17 protein-coding genes are annotated in these 14,725 nt (G+C 64.6%); 4 read left to right on the top strand and 13 right to left on the bottom strand.

Translation table 11 applies throughout. The annotated features are described in order from the left end of the window. Positions 1-20: 20 nt before the first annotated feature. The 4 genes from AC0V8S_RS01185 to AC0V8S_RS01170 all read left to right on the top strand — a co-directional run bounded on the left by AC0V8S_RS01185 (position 21) and on the right by AC0V8S_RS01170 (position 3,015). Entirely contained in the window at positions 21-869 is an 849-nt protein-coding gene (locus tag AC0V8S_RS01185) for a DUF2259 domain-containing protein (RefSeq protein WP_475436527.1), read from the top strand. Between the two features lie 444 nt (positions 870-1,313). Next, positions 1,314-1,598 (top strand): PqqD family protein, encoded by a 285-nt coding sequence (locus AC0V8S_RS01180; protein ID WP_095200908.1) that lies wholly within the window; start codon positions 1,314-1,316, stop codon positions 1,596-1,598. Further along, the gene (locus AC0V8S_RS01175) at positions 1,598-2,032 is read left to right on the top strand and encodes a lasso peptide biosynthesis B2 protein (RefSeq protein ID WP_183455727.1); all 435 of its coding nucleotides are present in this window, start codon (positions 1,598-1,600) and stop codon (positions 2,030-2,032) included. The genes AC0V8S_RS01180 and AC0V8S_RS01175 overlap by 1 nt, the downstream gene beginning before the upstream one ends. Further along, complete coding sequence (locus tag AC0V8S_RS01170; protein ID WP_475436525.1) at positions 2,029-3,015, top strand: serine kinase; 987 nt, start codon at positions 2,029-2,031, stop codon at positions 3,013-3,015. Before AC0V8S_RS01175 ends, AC0V8S_RS01170 begins: the two co-directional genes overlap by 4 nt. 9 nt (positions 3,016-3,024) lie before the next feature. Here the strand turns inward: AC0V8S_RS01170 and AC0V8S_RS01165 are convergent, their stop codons facing one another. The 13 genes from AC0V8S_RS01165 to AC0V8S_RS01105 form a co-directional block, all read right to left on the bottom strand. Continuing rightward, the gene (locus AC0V8S_RS01165; RefSeq protein WP_475436523.1) at positions 3,025-4,047 is read right to left on the bottom strand and encodes a nucleotidyltransferase family protein; all 1,023 of its coding nucleotides are present in this window, start codon (positions 4,045-4,047) and stop codon (positions 3,025-3,027) included. Between the two features lie 71 nt (positions 4,048-4,118). Then, the gene (gene dhaK, locus AC0V8S_RS01160; RefSeq protein ID WP_183455731.1) at positions 4,119-5,105 is read right to left on the bottom strand and encodes a dihydroxyacetone kinase subunit DhaK; all 987 of its coding nucleotides are present in this window, start codon (positions 5,103-5,105) and stop codon (positions 4,119-4,121) included. 31 nt (positions 5,106-5,136) lie between these two features. Continuing rightward, positions 5,137-5,562: a hypothetical protein gene (locus tag AC0V8S_RS01155; protein WP_172347219.1), complete on the bottom strand. Its 426-nt coding sequence runs from the start codon at positions 5,560-5,562 to the stop codon at positions 5,137-5,139. Positions 5,563-5,569: 7 nt separating this feature from the next. Further along, the gene (ptsP, locus tag AC0V8S_RS01150; protein ID WP_475436521.1) at positions 5,570-7,144 is read right to left on the bottom strand and encodes a phosphoenolpyruvate--protein phosphotransferase; all 1,575 of its coding nucleotides are present in this window, start codon (positions 7,142-7,144) and stop codon (positions 5,570-5,572) included. Positions 7,145-7,185: 41 nt separating this feature from the next. After that, positions 7,186-7,488: an HPr family phosphocarrier protein gene (locus AC0V8S_RS01145; RefSeq protein ID WP_183455737.1), complete on the bottom strand. Its 303-nt coding sequence runs from the start codon at positions 7,486-7,488 to the stop codon at positions 7,186-7,188. A gap of 19 nt (positions 7,489-7,507) precedes the next feature. Continuing rightward, the gene (gene dhaM / locus AC0V8S_RS01140) at positions 7,508-7,897 is read right to left on the bottom strand and encodes a dihydroxyacetone kinase phosphoryl donor subunit DhaM (protein WP_027052679.1); all 390 of its coding nucleotides are present in this window, start codon (positions 7,895-7,897) and stop codon (positions 7,508-7,510) included. After that, on the bottom strand, positions 7,894-8,496 hold the full coding sequence (gene dhaL, locus AC0V8S_RS01135; protein WP_475436519.1) for a dihydroxyacetone kinase subunit DhaL: 603 nt from the start codon (positions 8,494-8,496) through the stop codon (positions 7,894-7,896). Before dhaL ends, dhaM begins: the two co-directional genes overlap by 4 nt. A 72-nt stretch (positions 8,497-8,568) precedes the next feature. Further along, positions 8,569-10,212, bottom strand: a complete 1,644-nt coding sequence (locus AC0V8S_RS01130; RefSeq protein WP_475436517.1) for a dihydroxyacetone kinase subunit DhaK — start codon at positions 10,210-10,212, stop codon at positions 8,569-8,571. Positions 10,213-10,284: 72 nt separating this feature from the next. After that, entirely contained in the window at positions 10,285-11,298 is a 1,014-nt protein-coding gene (locus AC0V8S_RS01125; protein WP_475436515.1) for an ABC transporter ATP-binding protein, read from the bottom strand. Continuing rightward, on the bottom strand, positions 11,291-12,403 hold the full coding sequence (locus AC0V8S_RS01120; protein ID WP_475436513.1) for an ABC transporter ATP-binding protein: 1,113 nt from the start codon (positions 12,401-12,403) through the stop codon (positions 11,291-11,293). Before AC0V8S_RS01120 ends, AC0V8S_RS01125 begins: the two co-directional genes overlap by 8 nt. 2 nt (positions 12,404-12,405) lie before the next feature. Continuing rightward, positions 12,406-12,609, bottom strand: coding sequence for a hypothetical protein (locus tag AC0V8S_RS01115; RefSeq protein ID WP_475436512.1), 204 nt, complete (start codon positions 12,607-12,609; stop codon positions 12,406-12,408). A gap of 217 nt (positions 12,610-12,826) precedes the next feature. Next, positions 12,827-13,777: a carbohydrate ABC transporter permease gene (locus tag AC0V8S_RS01110; RefSeq protein ID WP_056569523.1), complete on the bottom strand. Its 951-nt coding sequence runs from the start codon at positions 13,775-13,777 to the stop codon at positions 12,827-12,829. Next, complete coding sequence (locus tag AC0V8S_RS01105; protein ID WP_027040434.1) at positions 13,774-14,721, bottom strand: carbohydrate ABC transporter permease; 948 nt, start codon at positions 14,719-14,721, stop codon at positions 13,774-13,776. The genes AC0V8S_RS01110 and AC0V8S_RS01105 overlap by 4 nt, the downstream gene beginning before the upstream one ends. Positions 14,722-14,725 lie beyond the last annotated feature (4 nt).

The following is a 14,725-nucleotide window of genomic DNA, read 5'->3' as shown; positions in this document are numbered from 1 at the left end:
CTCGGCGGAGGATATGAACAATGCGCCATCCAGCGCCAATCATGGCAAAACCGGTGTTTGCGCTGACGATCGGCGCGGTGCTCGCCATCTCAACCGCAACTGCTCTGGCCGGAGACGCCGCGGCAAGGCGCATCATCGGCTTTTCGCCCGATGGCAGCTATTTCGCCTTCGAGCAATATGGTGAGCTTGATGGCGGCGCCTCGGCTTCCGGTTATTCCGAGATCGATATCATCGACACCCGCAGCGATGAATTCGTCGGCGGCAAGCCAATCCTGATCGTCGACGAATCCGAGGACGCGACGCTGACCCTCGAACAGGCGAGGGCGCAAGCGGCTGCCAAAGCGGCACCAATCTTGGCCAAATACGCTATCGCAGCGCGCGGCAAGCAGACTGCCTCCGACAAATTCACTTTTCCCGGCGAGATCGTCGGCTACAACGACATTTCGCGCCTCGAGCAGGTGTCGCAGAAATGGCTTTCGCCGCTCTACGACGAGACGGATGTTTCGACGATCCAGCTGGACGAGATCCTGGCCAACAGCACGGTCGATTGTTCAGGGAGTTTCGACGACACCCAGCAGGGCGACCAGGCACTTCAAGGCAACAAGACGCTTCAAGGGGATAAGACTGGCAAGGCGCTCGGCTTCCGGCTGACGCTGCAGGGCCAGGACGGCAAGCCGTTCAAGACCTTGCATGAGGACAAGGCCGTGCCGGGATCGAGAAACTGCCCGACTTCCTACAGCCTGTCGGAATCCTATGAGTACACACCTCCCGGCAAACCGGCAGTGATCGCCGTGCTGGTTCAGCGCTTCAGTCAGGGCTTTGAAGGACGCGACCGCCGCTTCATCGCCGTGACCGGGCAACCTCACTGACCAACCGATAGCCGTCTAACGAACGGCATTCATTGGACAAAATGTCGACTGCACTAGATCGGCAGGGCCACAAGCATGAGGCCTACGCCGCCGAAGATCAAAATGGCTGCCGCCAGGGTTTTCCGATGACGTTCGAAAGTCGTCGGAGCCCGCTCCCAGTTGTAACGCATACGCTATCTCCCCAAAACCCCGGGAGTCCTTACCTTACTTAGGGGAAGGAACGCAACTGTCCGGCCCGTCAACACACTTGCCTGGGGCGTCATCGCGACGACTATTTCTGGGACGGTTTTCGGCCGGGAGCAGTTGAGGCCGCATTCTGCGATCGGCAGGACTCCGTCGCAAAGGCAAAGCAACGTGGGCCATCTCCCCCGGCCGGCCGATAGACAGCGCCCCACCACCGCGCTATCTCATTTCGGGGTTCTTGCAGGCTTGTCGGGGTTGGCGATGGAAATTGTCTCTGGAACGATTTTGCGGCTGGCGGACGATGCCTCGGTTCAGCATGTCGGCGACGGTGCGGTCGTGCTTCTGGCGCGCAGCGGCCAGCTCTATACCTGCAACGGCACGACCGAAGCCTTCCTCGACAAGGTCGATGGCGCGCGCAGCCTCGATCAGATCGTCGGCCTGCTTTGCCAGGAGTTCGAGGTCGACAAGGATACGCTCGACGAGGATATGGCGGCATTGGCCGCCGATCTGGTCTCGGAAGGTATTCTTGCCGCCCCAGGCGCTTGATGGCTGACAATCCGCTCCTGCGTGCCCTGTTTCGCTGCCATCTCTGGGCAAGCGCCCGGCTGATGCCGGCCTTGATCGCCAGGCGCAGCTTTGAGGACGTGCTGAAATGGGCGCCGCTTGCCTCCTCGACGCCCTATCGCGGCTTGCCCGCCGCCTACATCGTCGCCCGCGTCAACCGCACTGTGCGCCATCCCTGGTTGATGCGCGACCGCAGATGCCTGCGCGAAGGCCTGCTCGGCCATCGTTTCCTGCGCCTCGCCGGCTTCGATCCGGAGCTGCGTTTTGGCGTCGATCCGAAGTCGCTGCAGACGCCACGCGTCTCGGCGCATTGCTGGGTCTGCCTAGACGGCAGGCCGGTGGTCAGTGACAGCCTTCCGGGCATGGTTGAGATCTATCGCCACCACGCCGATGCCTCGAAGGCGCGCCCCGCTTGACCAGGCCTTCAGCGTGTTACGGTCTCAACGGTCAAATCCTCGGCATATCGGCCGAACGCCCCGAACTGTGGCAGGATTTCGACAGGATGCTGGGCATCCTGCGCATCGAAGGTGCTGTCGAGCCGGGCTTTCGCCTCGATATCACCGAGGCGGATGTTCTGGACGAGGCACCCGGAGGATCGCTCGTCTTCGACGGCGACATACCCGAAGACGGCTACTGCCGGATGATCACCGAGGGCGGCATCACCCATCTCGTCTTTCCCGGGCGCCAGACCGTTGCCATCAATGATGAGGGACGGTGGGCTGAACTCCGGGTTCGCCCTGGTGCGAAAGCCACCTGGACGCCGTCGATGCTGGTGCTGGATGCCGCACTCGACGCCGGCGGCCAGCATATGCTGCACACCGCCGGGCTGACACTGCCGGGGCACGATGCCGTCGTGCTGATCCACGCGCCGAGTGGCACCGGCAAGACGACGACGTCGCTGGCGCTGGCAACGCAAGGCTTTGGCCTTTGCTCCGACGATGCCATGATCCTGAACGTCGCTTCGGGCAAGCCCCTGGCCTGGGGCCTGCCGCGCCACGTCAAGATCCACCAGAAGACTGCCGAAATGATCCCGCAGGTTGCGCCCTGCCTCGGCCCTGTATGGGACAGGAATGGCGAACAGGCCGTCTCGCTGGAACGGTTGAGCGAAATTGTCCGCATCGAAAGCCCGGTCGCCAGGCCGGTGGCGGCCCTGCTGCATCTGGCGCGGTCCGCAGACAGTGAGACCCGGCTCGTGCCCATGGCCCGGACCGACGCGATGGTGGCGCTGGCGATGGACAATGTCCGCACCGGCTTGACCGGCCTCTTGCCGCTGCAGAAGCGCCGGCTGGCGACGATCGGCAGACTGGTGTCCTCGGTGCTGACATTCACGCTGGAAGTGGGCGCGCACCCGGCCGATGCGGCGGCGCTGATAGGCGCCACATTGGCCAGGCAGGACTGAACCGGAGGTTCAGGCGGCGTACGGCCTGGCCTTGGCCAGACGCTGTATCCAGCGGAAGGCATCGCGGCGCAGGCGCGAGCCGATCTTCTCGCGGGAATTGACCCGGAGCAGCGTGGTTGTCGTGATCAACCGCTTGGCGAGCCGTATCGAAAGGTCTGGTTTGATCCGGCCGGCGAGCTCGAGCGCGTGGGCCTCGCCGAACAGCTCGCCGGTCACGTTGAGCACGATCGCCAATTCGAGCTCGATGCCTGTCACGCGGGCGGCGTCGAGCAGGCGGGTTTCTGATTCCGACGATTGTAGCGCCCGCACCCCTTGCAGCACGTCGACGCAAAGCTGCAGGCGATGGAACTTGTGGCCGCCGGCGGCGTGCACGATGGCGATCGTCAGAAGCGCCGCCGGCGTGTCCGTCGCTTCGCCGTCGATGATGCCCAGTTTGCGGAACCCCAGCGACAGGCGCCGCCGCATCCCGGTGTCATGCACCAGGTCGCCATGCAGTTCGACCAGCAGGCTGGAATTCTCCTTTTCCAGCCATTTGAATTCCTGCAGCTGGTAGGATTCGGCCTCGTCGCTACCGAGCACGAAGCCGCATGCCGCGATCACCTGGTTTGCCCGTGCAAGGTTGGCGGGCTCGATCAGGATGTCGATGTCGGTGAACGGCCGGTCGGAAACGTTGCGGTAGAGCTTTCGCGCGAAGACCGGTCCCTTGACGATCCGCGCCGGAATGCCTTGCGCCGCTATCCCCTTCATGATGCGGTCGCCATGATATTGCAGCAGCATCGACTGGCCGGTGGCGATCGTCGCCTTGTCGCGCAGATCGTCCAGTCTCTCCCGCAAACCGGCGTCCGACGGCAGATGCGCGTCGCCACGCTCCTGCAATTTGCGCAGCATGATCGGCAGGACGCCGTGGAATTCGGCATTGTCCAGCAGCGCTGATAGAGCCTTTGCCGACAATTCTTCGCCGACTGCCGCAGCCTCCGGATCGGCGAAACGCAGCAGCAGTCTTTCTTCGGCGCAGGTGAGGGACGGCAGCATCAACCAGGACAAATGTTATCGCTAAATGAATTGTCCGGGATGGTCGCAGAAAAGCGCGGCCGAAGCCAGCGTCACATGCCCCAGCGCAAGGTCGCCGTGTGGACAGGCGCGTCCCACCAACCGGTCATTTCGTCATCGAGCATGGTCAGCGTGATAGAGCAGCCGGCCATGTCGAGCGAGGTGACATAGCTGCCGACCAGCGAGCGGGTTACCGTCACGCCGCGCTTGTCGAAAATTTTGCGCGCGCTGTTGTACATCAGATAGAGCTCCATCAGCGGCGTGCCGCCGAAGCCGTTGACGAACAGCAGCGCCGGGCCTTTCGCTCTGTCGCCGAGATCGCCCAGGATGGCGGTACATATCTCTTCCGCGATCGCATCGGCACTCTTCAACGTGTCGCGGCGGCGGCCGGGCTCGCCATGGATGCCGACACCGAATTCCATCTCGCCGTCGCCGATGTCGAAGGTCGGTTTGCCGGCGGCAGGCACGGTGCCACTGGTCAGTGCCACACCCATCGAGCGGGTCGCGGCGTTGGCGCGTTCGCCCAGCGTCTTCAGCACCGGCAGTGCCAGGCCATGCTCAGCCGCCGCGCCGACGATCTTTTCCACCACCAGCGTGCCGGCGACGCCGCGCCGGCCGGTCGTATAGGACGAATTCTCGACGGCGACATCGTCATTGGTCACCACCTGCAGGACGCCATCGGACATTTCCGCCGCCATGTCGAAATTCATCACATCGCCCTCGTAATTCTTGACGATGAACAGGCAGCCGGCGCCGGTGTCGACGGCCTGCGCCGCCGCCAGCATCTGGTCCGGCGTCGGTGAGGTGAACACCTGGCCGGGGCAGGCGGCATCCAGCATGCCATGGCCGACAAAGCCGCCATGCAGCGGCTCGTGGCCGGAGCCGCCGCCGGAGATCAGCGCCACCTTGCCCGGCCGCAAGGTCCTGCGGCGGACGAATTTGTGCTCCTCGCCAAGCACGAGGATATCGGCATGCGCGGCCACGAAACCGTCGAGGCTCTCGGTCAGCACTGTGTCCACCGCGTTCATAAATTTCTTCATGGCGTCCTCCCAAACAGCCCGGCAAGAATGGTCAGCCGCCACCCTTGCCGGCGATGCTGGTGATCTTCTGGATGAATTCGTTGATCGCCCGGTCGAGCGCCGCGTTCTGCTTGTCGTCGCCGAAATCGGGCACGACGAGTGACACATGCCGCGTCTTGCGCATGCCCGCCGCGATCGACATTTTTCCCGGATGCGCCTGATGGTAGGCGGCGAGGAACTGATCCCGCTCGGCCGGGCTGAAATGGCAGACAGAAAAAATAGCCGGCAAATGCTTCGACGGAATCGGAACCGTATAGGCCGGGCTTGAAATCTGCGTCACGAAGCTGCGGTGCTTGCCAAGCGCGTCGGCAAGGCGCTGGCGCATGCCGGACGGGCGCTGGTCGATGACCTGCGACAGGATCGTCTTGTAGGCGCGTATCGCCTCTTCGGAGCCGGGTTCGGGTTTGATGTCGACCATGCCAGCCCTACACCGAAACATCTGAAATGGCCGCCTTGGCCATGGCGAGTTGCGCCGGCGCGACGGACAGATCGCGCAAGCCCGCTTCGAGCAGCGAAGGGATCGCGGCCGGGTCGCCGCCGGCATCGCCGCACAGGCTGACGGGAATGCCGTTTTCCTGTCCGAAGGCGGTGATCGAGCCGATCAGCCGCAGCACCGCCGGATGGCGGACCGAATTTAAATGGGCGACAGCAGCGTTGTCCCGCGCGGCCGCCATCACATATTGCGTCAAATCGTTGGAGCCGATCGAGAAGAAGGCGACGCCGGCAAATGCCTCCGGCGCGATGGCCACCGACGGCACCTCGACCATGATGCCGAGCGGCGGCATCTTGTGGGCGACGCCGCGCGCGGCAAGGGCGGCCTGTTCCTCGGCGAACAGAGCGGCTGCGCGCTCATACTCATCGGCCATGGCGATCATCGGAAACATGACCCTGAGATTGCCGTGTGGCGCGGCGCGCAGCAATGCCCTGATCTGTACGCGAAAAATGTCGAGCCGCGCCAGCGACAGCCTGATGCCGCGCAGGCCGAGGAACGGATTGCCCTCCTCCACGGTGAAGCCCGGCACCGGCTTGTCGCCGCCGGCGTCGACGGTGCGGATCGTCACCGGTTTGTCGCCGGCCCAATCCAGCACCTTGCGATAGGCGCGATACTGCGTCTCCTCATTCGGCAACGTCTTGCCGAACAGGAATTCTGTGCGCATCAGGCCGACCCCGTCGCACGTCGCGATGTCGATGCCGTCGACATCGGACGGGTCGGCGATGTTGACCTGCACGCGCACCACCGTGCCGGCCCTGGTCACCGCTGGCCGCGCCAAAAAACGCTGTGCCTTGCCCTGGCGGGTGGCGAAGGAAGAGGACGACTGCCGGAACGATCCGATCTCCGCCGGCGACGGCGCCAGGACGATGCTGCCGTGCTCGGCGTCGAGCAGCGCCATGCCGGCAAGACTGGCAAGCGGTTCGCGCAGCCCTACCACCATCGGCACGCCACGCGAGCGCGCCAGCATGGCGACATGGCTGGCCGCGCTGCCCGCCTTCAGCGCGATGCCGCCGCCATGGCTCCAGTCGGTTTCGAGAAAGCGCGTCGGCGCGATGTCCTCGCCGCAGAGGATGGCACCGGAAGGCGCGGCGCGGTCTCCGTCCTCGGTCAGGGCGCGCAGCACCTGGTCCCTGATGTCGCGCAAATCCGTGGCGCGGGCGCGGAAATAGTCCTGGTCGGAGGCCTCGTAGCCGGCGATCTCGGCATCGAGTGCCTGCCGCCAGGCCACGTCGGCGGTCCGCCCGGAAGCGATCGATGCGAAGGCCGGGCCGCTCAGCGCGTCGTCCTCCAACATGGCGATGTGGAATTCGAGTATGCCGGCGGCATCGCTGTCGGTGGCCTCCACCATGGCGGTAAGCCGGCTCACCGCCTTGCCGATCGCGGCTTGCAGCGCCGTCTTCTCTTCAGCAGCTGTGGCTTTGCCTGCGTAGACGGCTGGCGGCCGGTCGAGGTTGAACAGCGGCCCCTCGGCATAGCCGGCCGAGGCCGGAACACCCTCAATCCGCATGGCCCGCATTCCCCGCGGGCCGGCGAACGCGCGCGCCAGCCTCACGCCGAGCGGACATGACCGGCGTCCTCGTCGAAATCGCGCTGCACCAGGTCGATCAGTGCGCGCACCGCATCATCGGCGCCGTTGCCGCTGGCCCTGATGTGCAGCACCGTGCCCTTCGGCGCCTTGGCCGCCATCACCTTGACGATGCTCTTGGCGTCGAACCATGGCCCGTTGGCGGCAAGCGCGATTTCCACGTCGGCGGCAAACGTCTTGGCCAGCTTGGTGAACTTCACCGACGGACGCGCGTGCAGGCCCACATCGTGGGTGATCAGGACGGTCGCTTCGGCGGCTGCGGACATTTTCAGAAATCCCGTTCACTCACGACGGCGACAATTCGTGCGCCGTCGCCACCACTTCCTTCAGCGAGGCGCCGCCGGAGGATTCGGTCGCGGCCATCACCGCGCCCTCGACGATCGGCGCGTTGCAGACGATGATCTTCTGCGCACGCGGCTCGCCGATCATCTCCACCGCCATTTCCGAGTTGGTCTCGGCGCCGCCGAGATCGACAAGGATGGCGACGCCGGCTTCCGACCACGCCTTGTCGATGGCGCCCATGATCGCCTCGACGCTGGTGCCGAGTCCGCCATGGCCGTTTCCGCCGCACCATGCAAGCGGCACTTCGTCGCCCACCATCTGGCGTACCATGTCGGCCGTGCCCTCCGCGACCAGCGGCGAATGCGACACGATCACGATCCCGACATTGCTCATGCGCTTTCCCCGATCGCTTGCCCCACCGCGCGCACCAGCAGCGCGGTCGAGCGCGCGCCGGCATCCATATGACCGATCGAGCGGTCGCCGAGGAACGAGGCGCGGCCGCGCAGCGCCTTCATCGGCACGGTCGCCTCGGCGGCAGCGTCGGCAATGTCGGCGATCTCCGCCGCCGTCTTTCCGCCAGCCAGGGCGTCATGCACCGGCTGCAGCACATCGAGCATGGTTTTTTGTCCGATCTGCGACTTGCCGCGCGCGGCCACCGCTTCGATCGCCTTGCCGAAGGCCGCCGTCAGCTTGTCGCGATCGGGGTCCGCCGCAATCTCCTTGCCGAGCGCCATGAACAGCGTGCCGAAGAGTGGGCCGGAAGCACCGCCCACCGTCATCACCAGCTTGGTGCCGATCGCCCTCAGGGCGTCGGGCAGCGGCTTTGCGGCGAACGCGTCAGCATCGGCCCGCACGGCCTCGAAGCCGCGCTTCATGTTCAGCCCATGGTCGCCGTCGCCAATCGCCTGGTCGAGCGCCGTCAATTCCTCGGCGTGCGCGGCAACCGTATCGGCGGCCACCGCGATCAGCCTGGCAAGGTTCAACGCCGCCATGTCGCCCAAAATCCCGGTTTCCAGTCTGCCGGCAGTAGCGAAAGAACGGTCATTCGACAACTGGTGCATGCGTCAGGCCGAGACAAGCAGCGTGGCGGCGGCCGCGAACACCTCGGCCACCGCATGGGCGCCGGGGTCGACCACGCCTTGCAGTTTGGTGCCGACATAGGCGGACCGTCCGGCCTTCGCCTTCTCCATGGCGGACGTGGCTTGAGCGCCGCGCCGGGCGGCTGTTGCTGCCTCCTCCAGGCCATTGGCGTCGAGCGCTTTCAGCGCGGGCTCCAGCGCATCGACCATGGTGCGATCGCCCGGTTTGGCGCCGCCGTAGAAAGTCATCCGCTCAAGCCCGGCAAGCAGTGCCTTGGACAAGCTGGCCCCGCCGCCGAGGGCCTGTGCCGCCGCAGTGAAGAAGATCGACAGCAGCACGCCGCTCGAGCCGCCCATCGACGCGCTCAATATGTCGCCGATTGCGCCAAGGGTTGCCGCCGGACTGGCCAATGGCAGGGCATCAAGCCGTTCCAGGATGCTGCGCGCGCCGGTCGCCACCGTTGAGCCGGTGTCGCCGTCGCCGGCTTTGGCGTCCAACCCGTTCAATGCAGCTTCAAGTGAAATCAGTTTTTCGCAGACCGTGACGATGAGGCGCCTGGTGCCGGCATCCTGGCTGGCCGTGTCTACAGCACTTTGTCCGGCGGCTTTCGCCATCGGCACGATGACAGGTGCCGCGACCGGTTTGGCCGGCATCCAGGCGTGCGGGCCGACCGGTGCGAGCAGGGCGGCCTCACGCGCCGCATCGAGCCGTATCAGCGACAGCGAGAAGCCGTTCATGTTGAGCGCCGTCATCAGCGGCCCGGGGCCGATCGCCAGCTTGACGGTCCTGGCCAGCGGCGAGGCGAGCACCGCATTGGCAACCAGCGACATTTCGAGCGGCGGCACCGCGCCGAGATTGTTGATCAGCAAGGCATGGCTGGCCTGGGGATCGAGCCGCGCCGCCAGGCGCTCGGCCATGATCGCGACCAACCGGTCCGCACTCTGCACCGCGATGCGCTCGACGCCGGGCTCGCCATGGATGCCAAGGCCAAGCTCGCCATCATTCTCGCCGAACCGGTCCTCGCGCGGCTGGCCGGGGATCGAGCAGGACGACAGCGACATGCCGAGCGAGACGATGTCCTTCGCCGCCGCCCGCGCCGCCACTGCGATGTCGGCCAGATCATGGCCGGCCTCCGACAGATGGCCTGATATCTTGTGGACGAACAGGGTGCCGGCAACGCCGCGCGGCTGGGCGATGTCGGGCAGCGCGATGTCATCGGCGACAATCACCATCTCGACGCGAAACCCCTCGGCGCGCGCCTTCTCGGCGGCCAGGCCGAAATTGAGCCGGTCGCCGGTATAGTTCTTGACAATCAGCAGGCAGCCGGCCGGGCCGGTGACCGCGCGAATGGCCGCCAGCACCGCTTCGACGCTTGGCGAGGCGAAGATCTCGCCGGAGACCGCCGCCGTCAGCATGCCCTTGCCGACAAAGCCGGCATGCGAAGGCTCGTGCCCGGCGCCACCGCCGGAAACGACGCTGACCTCCGTCTTGTCCCAGTCGGCGCGCAGCACGACTTTGATCTCGGGATAGCCGTCGAGGCGCGCGAGCTCGCCGGAGCCAATGGTGCGCAACAGGCCGTCCAGAGCCTCGCTGACGATCGTTTCCCTGCGGTTGAAAAAGTGCTTCATCGAATTCGTCCCGTATTCGCGATCGTCAATCAGAAGCGGCGTTGCCCCTTGCAGGGGAAACACCGAAGCCGTTCACATCAATCTTTGTCCATCGGCGCCGAAATAGAGCGGCGAGCGGTAGCGGATCATCACCTTGTCGCCTTGCGCCAGATCGGTGTCCGGGTCGGTCAGCGTCACCAGCTTCTTCGGCCCCACCGTCACATGCAGGTGGTTCTGGTCGCCGAGATGTTCGACCCAGTCGACGACGCCGTCGGCATGACCATTCCTGGCTTTCTCGATCGTCAGATGTTCGGTGCGTGCGCCGATCGTCCTGGTGCCGGCAGGCGCGCCGCCATCGGGCAGCAGGCCGGTCGGCAGAAGATTGATCGCCGGCTGGCCGAGCCTTGCCGCGACATGCAGGTTTGCCGGCTCCGAATAGATCGTCCGCGGCGACCCGATCTGCACCAGCACGCCGTCGGCGAGGATGCCAATACGGTCGGCCATGGTCATCGCCTCGATCTGATCATGCGTGACATAGAGCATGGTGGCGCCGAGTTCGGACTGGATGCGCTTCAGCTCGAGCCGCAAATCCGCCCGCAGCTTGGCGTCGAGCGACGACAGCGGCTCGTCCATCAGATAGATGGCCGGCTTGCGCACCAGGGCCCGGCCGATGGCGACGCGCTGCATTTCGCCGCCCGACAGCTTGGTCGAACGGTTGGCGAGCTTGTGATGGATGCGTACCATCTTCGCCACCTCCTCGACCCGCCGGCGGATCTGGTCTTCCGGGATTTTGCGTGCCGGCGAGCGCAGCGGGAAGGCGAGATTGTCGTAGACCGACAGATGCGGATAGAGCGAGTACTGCTGGAACACGAAGGCCGTGTCGCGCTCGGCCGGCGACAGCGTCGTGGCGTTGTGGCCGCCGATCTCGATCGTGCCGGCATCCGGCCGCTCCAGCCCGGCGATCAGCCGCAGCGTCGTCGTCTTGCCGGCCCCGGTCGGCCCGAGCAGCACGACGAATTCGCCGTCCGCTATATGCAGGTCGAGACCGTTGACGGCGACATGCTCGCCAAAGCTCTTGGTCACGTTCTTGATGTGTACGTCAGCCATGCTGCGCTCTCCCCAGAGAGGCGGTGTCGTGGACCGCGGTTCTCACCGCGCGGCCCGATCCCTTGTCGAACAGCGACAGCCGCGCGCTATTCAGGGCCAGGCCGACATGGTCGCCGGCATTGAGCCGGATTTCGGCCGGCACCCGCGCCTTGATGATGCCGTCCGCGGTTTCCACCGCGACGATCTGCGTGGTGCCGAGATATTCAGTGCCGTAAATGGCGCCGCGCAGCTTCGAGGCATCGTCGAAGCGGATGTGTTCTGGCCGAATGCCAAGCGCCATGTCGGCAGGAGCGATATCCTCGCGCACCTCCGGCACCGCGACCTTCGCGCCCTGGACGACAATCTCCTTCGCACCCTTGGCGAGCCCACCGCCAAAGCCCAGAAAGTTCATAGGCGGCGAGCCGATGAAGTCGGCGACGAACATGGTTGCGGGACGGTCATAGATCTCACGTGGCGTGCCGAACTGTTCGATGACGCCGTGGTTCATGACAGCGATCTTGTCGGCCATCGACATCGCTTCCATCTGGTCGTGCGTGACATAGACCGTGGTGGCGTGGATGCGGTTGTGCAGTTCGCGCAGCTCGTGGACCATGAGGTCGCGGAATTCTGTGTCCAGCGTGCCGAGCGGCTCGTCCATCAGGAAGCATTTTGGCCGCCGCACAATGGCGCGGCCGAGCGCCACGCGCTGACGGTCGCCGCCGGCAAGGCCTGACACGGATTTGTTGAGCAGATGGTCGATTCGCAAAAGCTTCGCCGTCTCCTCGACGCGGGTGCGGATTTCGGCCGACGGCATGCCTTGTGCCAAGAGCGGAAAGCCGATGTTCTTACGCACATTCATGTGCGGATAGAGCGCGAACAGCTGGAACACGAAAGCGATGTCGCGCTCGCGTGCCCGCAGCATGGTGACGTCCTCGCCTCCGAGCAGGATCTCGCCACCCGTCGGCAGTTCGAGCCCTGCGATCATGCGCAAGGTCGTTGTCTTGCCGCAGCCCGACGGGCCGAGCATGACGAAGAACTCGCCATCCTCGACGACGAAGTTGGAATCCTGCACGGCGACGAAATCGCCGAAGGCCTTTCTCAGATGCTGAACACGGATCTCGGCCATGATTATTCCGGGAATTTCGAGACGATGATGAACATCACGGTGCCGGCAAGCATCGTGATGAAGGAATAGGTGTAGAGCGCCAGCGCGAAGGGCTGGAACAGCATCAGGAAGCCGATGGCGATCAGCGCCGTGGCGATGTTTTCCATCAGCCCGCGCCTTGCCCAACGGGGCCAAGATGATTTCCTGGAGATGGCGGGGCGCGTCATGCGTAGCTCCCTTCCTTCTCCCCGTTTAAGGGGAGAGATAGTTGCCTGGTGGTTCCCCCACTCCGTCGCTGCTTCGCAGCGCCACCTCTCCCCCCTCCGGAGGGAGAGGAAGGGAGCCTGGCTGAATGAAGTTCGCGCCCTTCCTCTACCCCGTCGATCGGGGGAGAGGTGTCGAGCGAAGCTCGACGGAGTGGGGGTCGACTTATTCCGACACCAATCATTTGCGCACCGCACCGAAGGTGATGCCGCGCAGCAATTGCTTGCGAAGCAGGATGGTGAAAACCAGGATCGGCACCAGGAAGATCGTCGTGCCGGCCGCCACCGCCGGCCAGTCCTGGCCGCCCTCGCCGATGATGGTCGGGATGAACGGCGGCGCGGTCTGCGCCGTGCCCGAGGTCAGGAGTGCCGCGAAGGCATATTCGTTCCAGGCGAAGATCAGGCAGAAGATGGCGGTCGCCGCGATGCCGGTGGTCGCCTGCGGCAGCACCGTGCGCCAGAAGGCCTGTAGCCTGGTATAGCCGTCGATCATCGCCGCTTCTTCATATTCGCGCGGGATCTCGTCGATGAAGCCCTTGAGCAGCCACACGGCCAGCGACACGTTGACCGCCGTGTAGAGCAGGATCATGCCGAGCGCCGTGTCCGACAGGCCAAGCTCGCGGTACATCAGGTAGATGGGAATGGCGACCGCGATCGGCGGCATGAAACGCGTCGACAGGATGAAGAACAGAAGGTCGTCGGCCAGCGGCACCTTGAAGCGCGAGAAACCATAGGCCGACAACGTGCCGAGAAAGACGGCGCAGAAGGTCGAGCCGAAGGCGATGATCAGCGAATTGACAAAGCGCGGCAGGAAGTTCGACGGGCCGGCGATCACCATGTTGCGCTTGCGCACGGTCTCGTCGCAGAAGCCGGTCGCTGGCCCCAGCGAGTTGATGTATTCCGGCGTCTGCCGCGTCCGGGTCGTGAACAGATTGCAATAGCCCTCGATGCTCGGCTGGAACACGATTTTTGGCGGATAGGCGATCGAATCCGGCGGCGTCTTGAAGCTGGTGGCGAAGATCCACAAGAGCGGCACGATCGAGATCAGCGCATAGGCGATGATGATCGCGCCGGCGATGCGCTTCGAATTCGCTGACGGTGCGACGACCGAATGGGCAGTGGTCAGGCTCATCTCTGCTTCACCTTGTTGAGCGCCTTGACGTAGATGTTGGCGAGGCCGAACACCGCGACGAACAGGATGATGGCGAAGGCCGAGGAATAGCCGGTGCGCCAGCTCTCGAAAGCCTGCCGCTTCAGCGTGATGGACGCTACTTCGGTGGTCGAGCCAGGCCCGCCGCCGGTGAGCAGGTTGACCATGTCGAACATCTTGAAGTTCTCGATGCCGCGAAACAGCACCGCCAGCATGATGAAGGGCAGCGCCATGGGCAGCGTGATCGACCAGAACTGCCGCCAGTTGGAGGCGCGGTCGACCTCGGCCGCCTCATAGATGTATTCGGGGATGGAGCGCAGCCCGGCGAGGCAGATCAGCATCACGTAGGGCGTCCACATCCAGGTATCGACGATGATGATCGACCACGGCGCCAGCGACACGTTGGAGAGCATCTGGATGCTTGTCGGCGGAATGCCGCTGACGAACGAGATGACATAGGAGAACAGGCCGATCTGCGGCTCGTAGAGGAAGCGCCAGAAATTGCCGACCACTGCCGGCGACAGCATCATCGGCACCAGGATCAGCGTCGTCCAGAAGGCGTGGCCGCGGAACTTCCGGTCGATCAGCCAGGCCAGCGTGAAGCCGATCAGCGTCTGCAACAGGATGGTCCAGAACACGAAATGCGCCGTCGTCTGCATGGCGATCCAGATGTCCTGGTCGCCGAGGATGCGCTGGTAGTTGGCAAAGCCGAGATTCTTCACCACTTCGTTCGGCCGGTTGGCCCGGTAATTGGTGAACGACAGATAGATCGCCCAGAACAGCGGGAAGATGTTGATGGCGAGCAGCAACAGGATCGTCGGCGAGATGAACAGCCAGGCGAGGCCCTTGTCGCTGATGCCACGGACCTTGCGGGCCAACGGTTCCGGGGTCGCCCGGGCAACGTTCTCCGCGGTCCGATTGAGCATGGTC

Source organism: Mesorhizobium oxytropidicola, assembly GCF_056174625.1.
The sequence above is the reverse complement of the archived record's forward strand: the minus strand, read 5'-3'. Positions and strand labels throughout refer to the sequence as shown.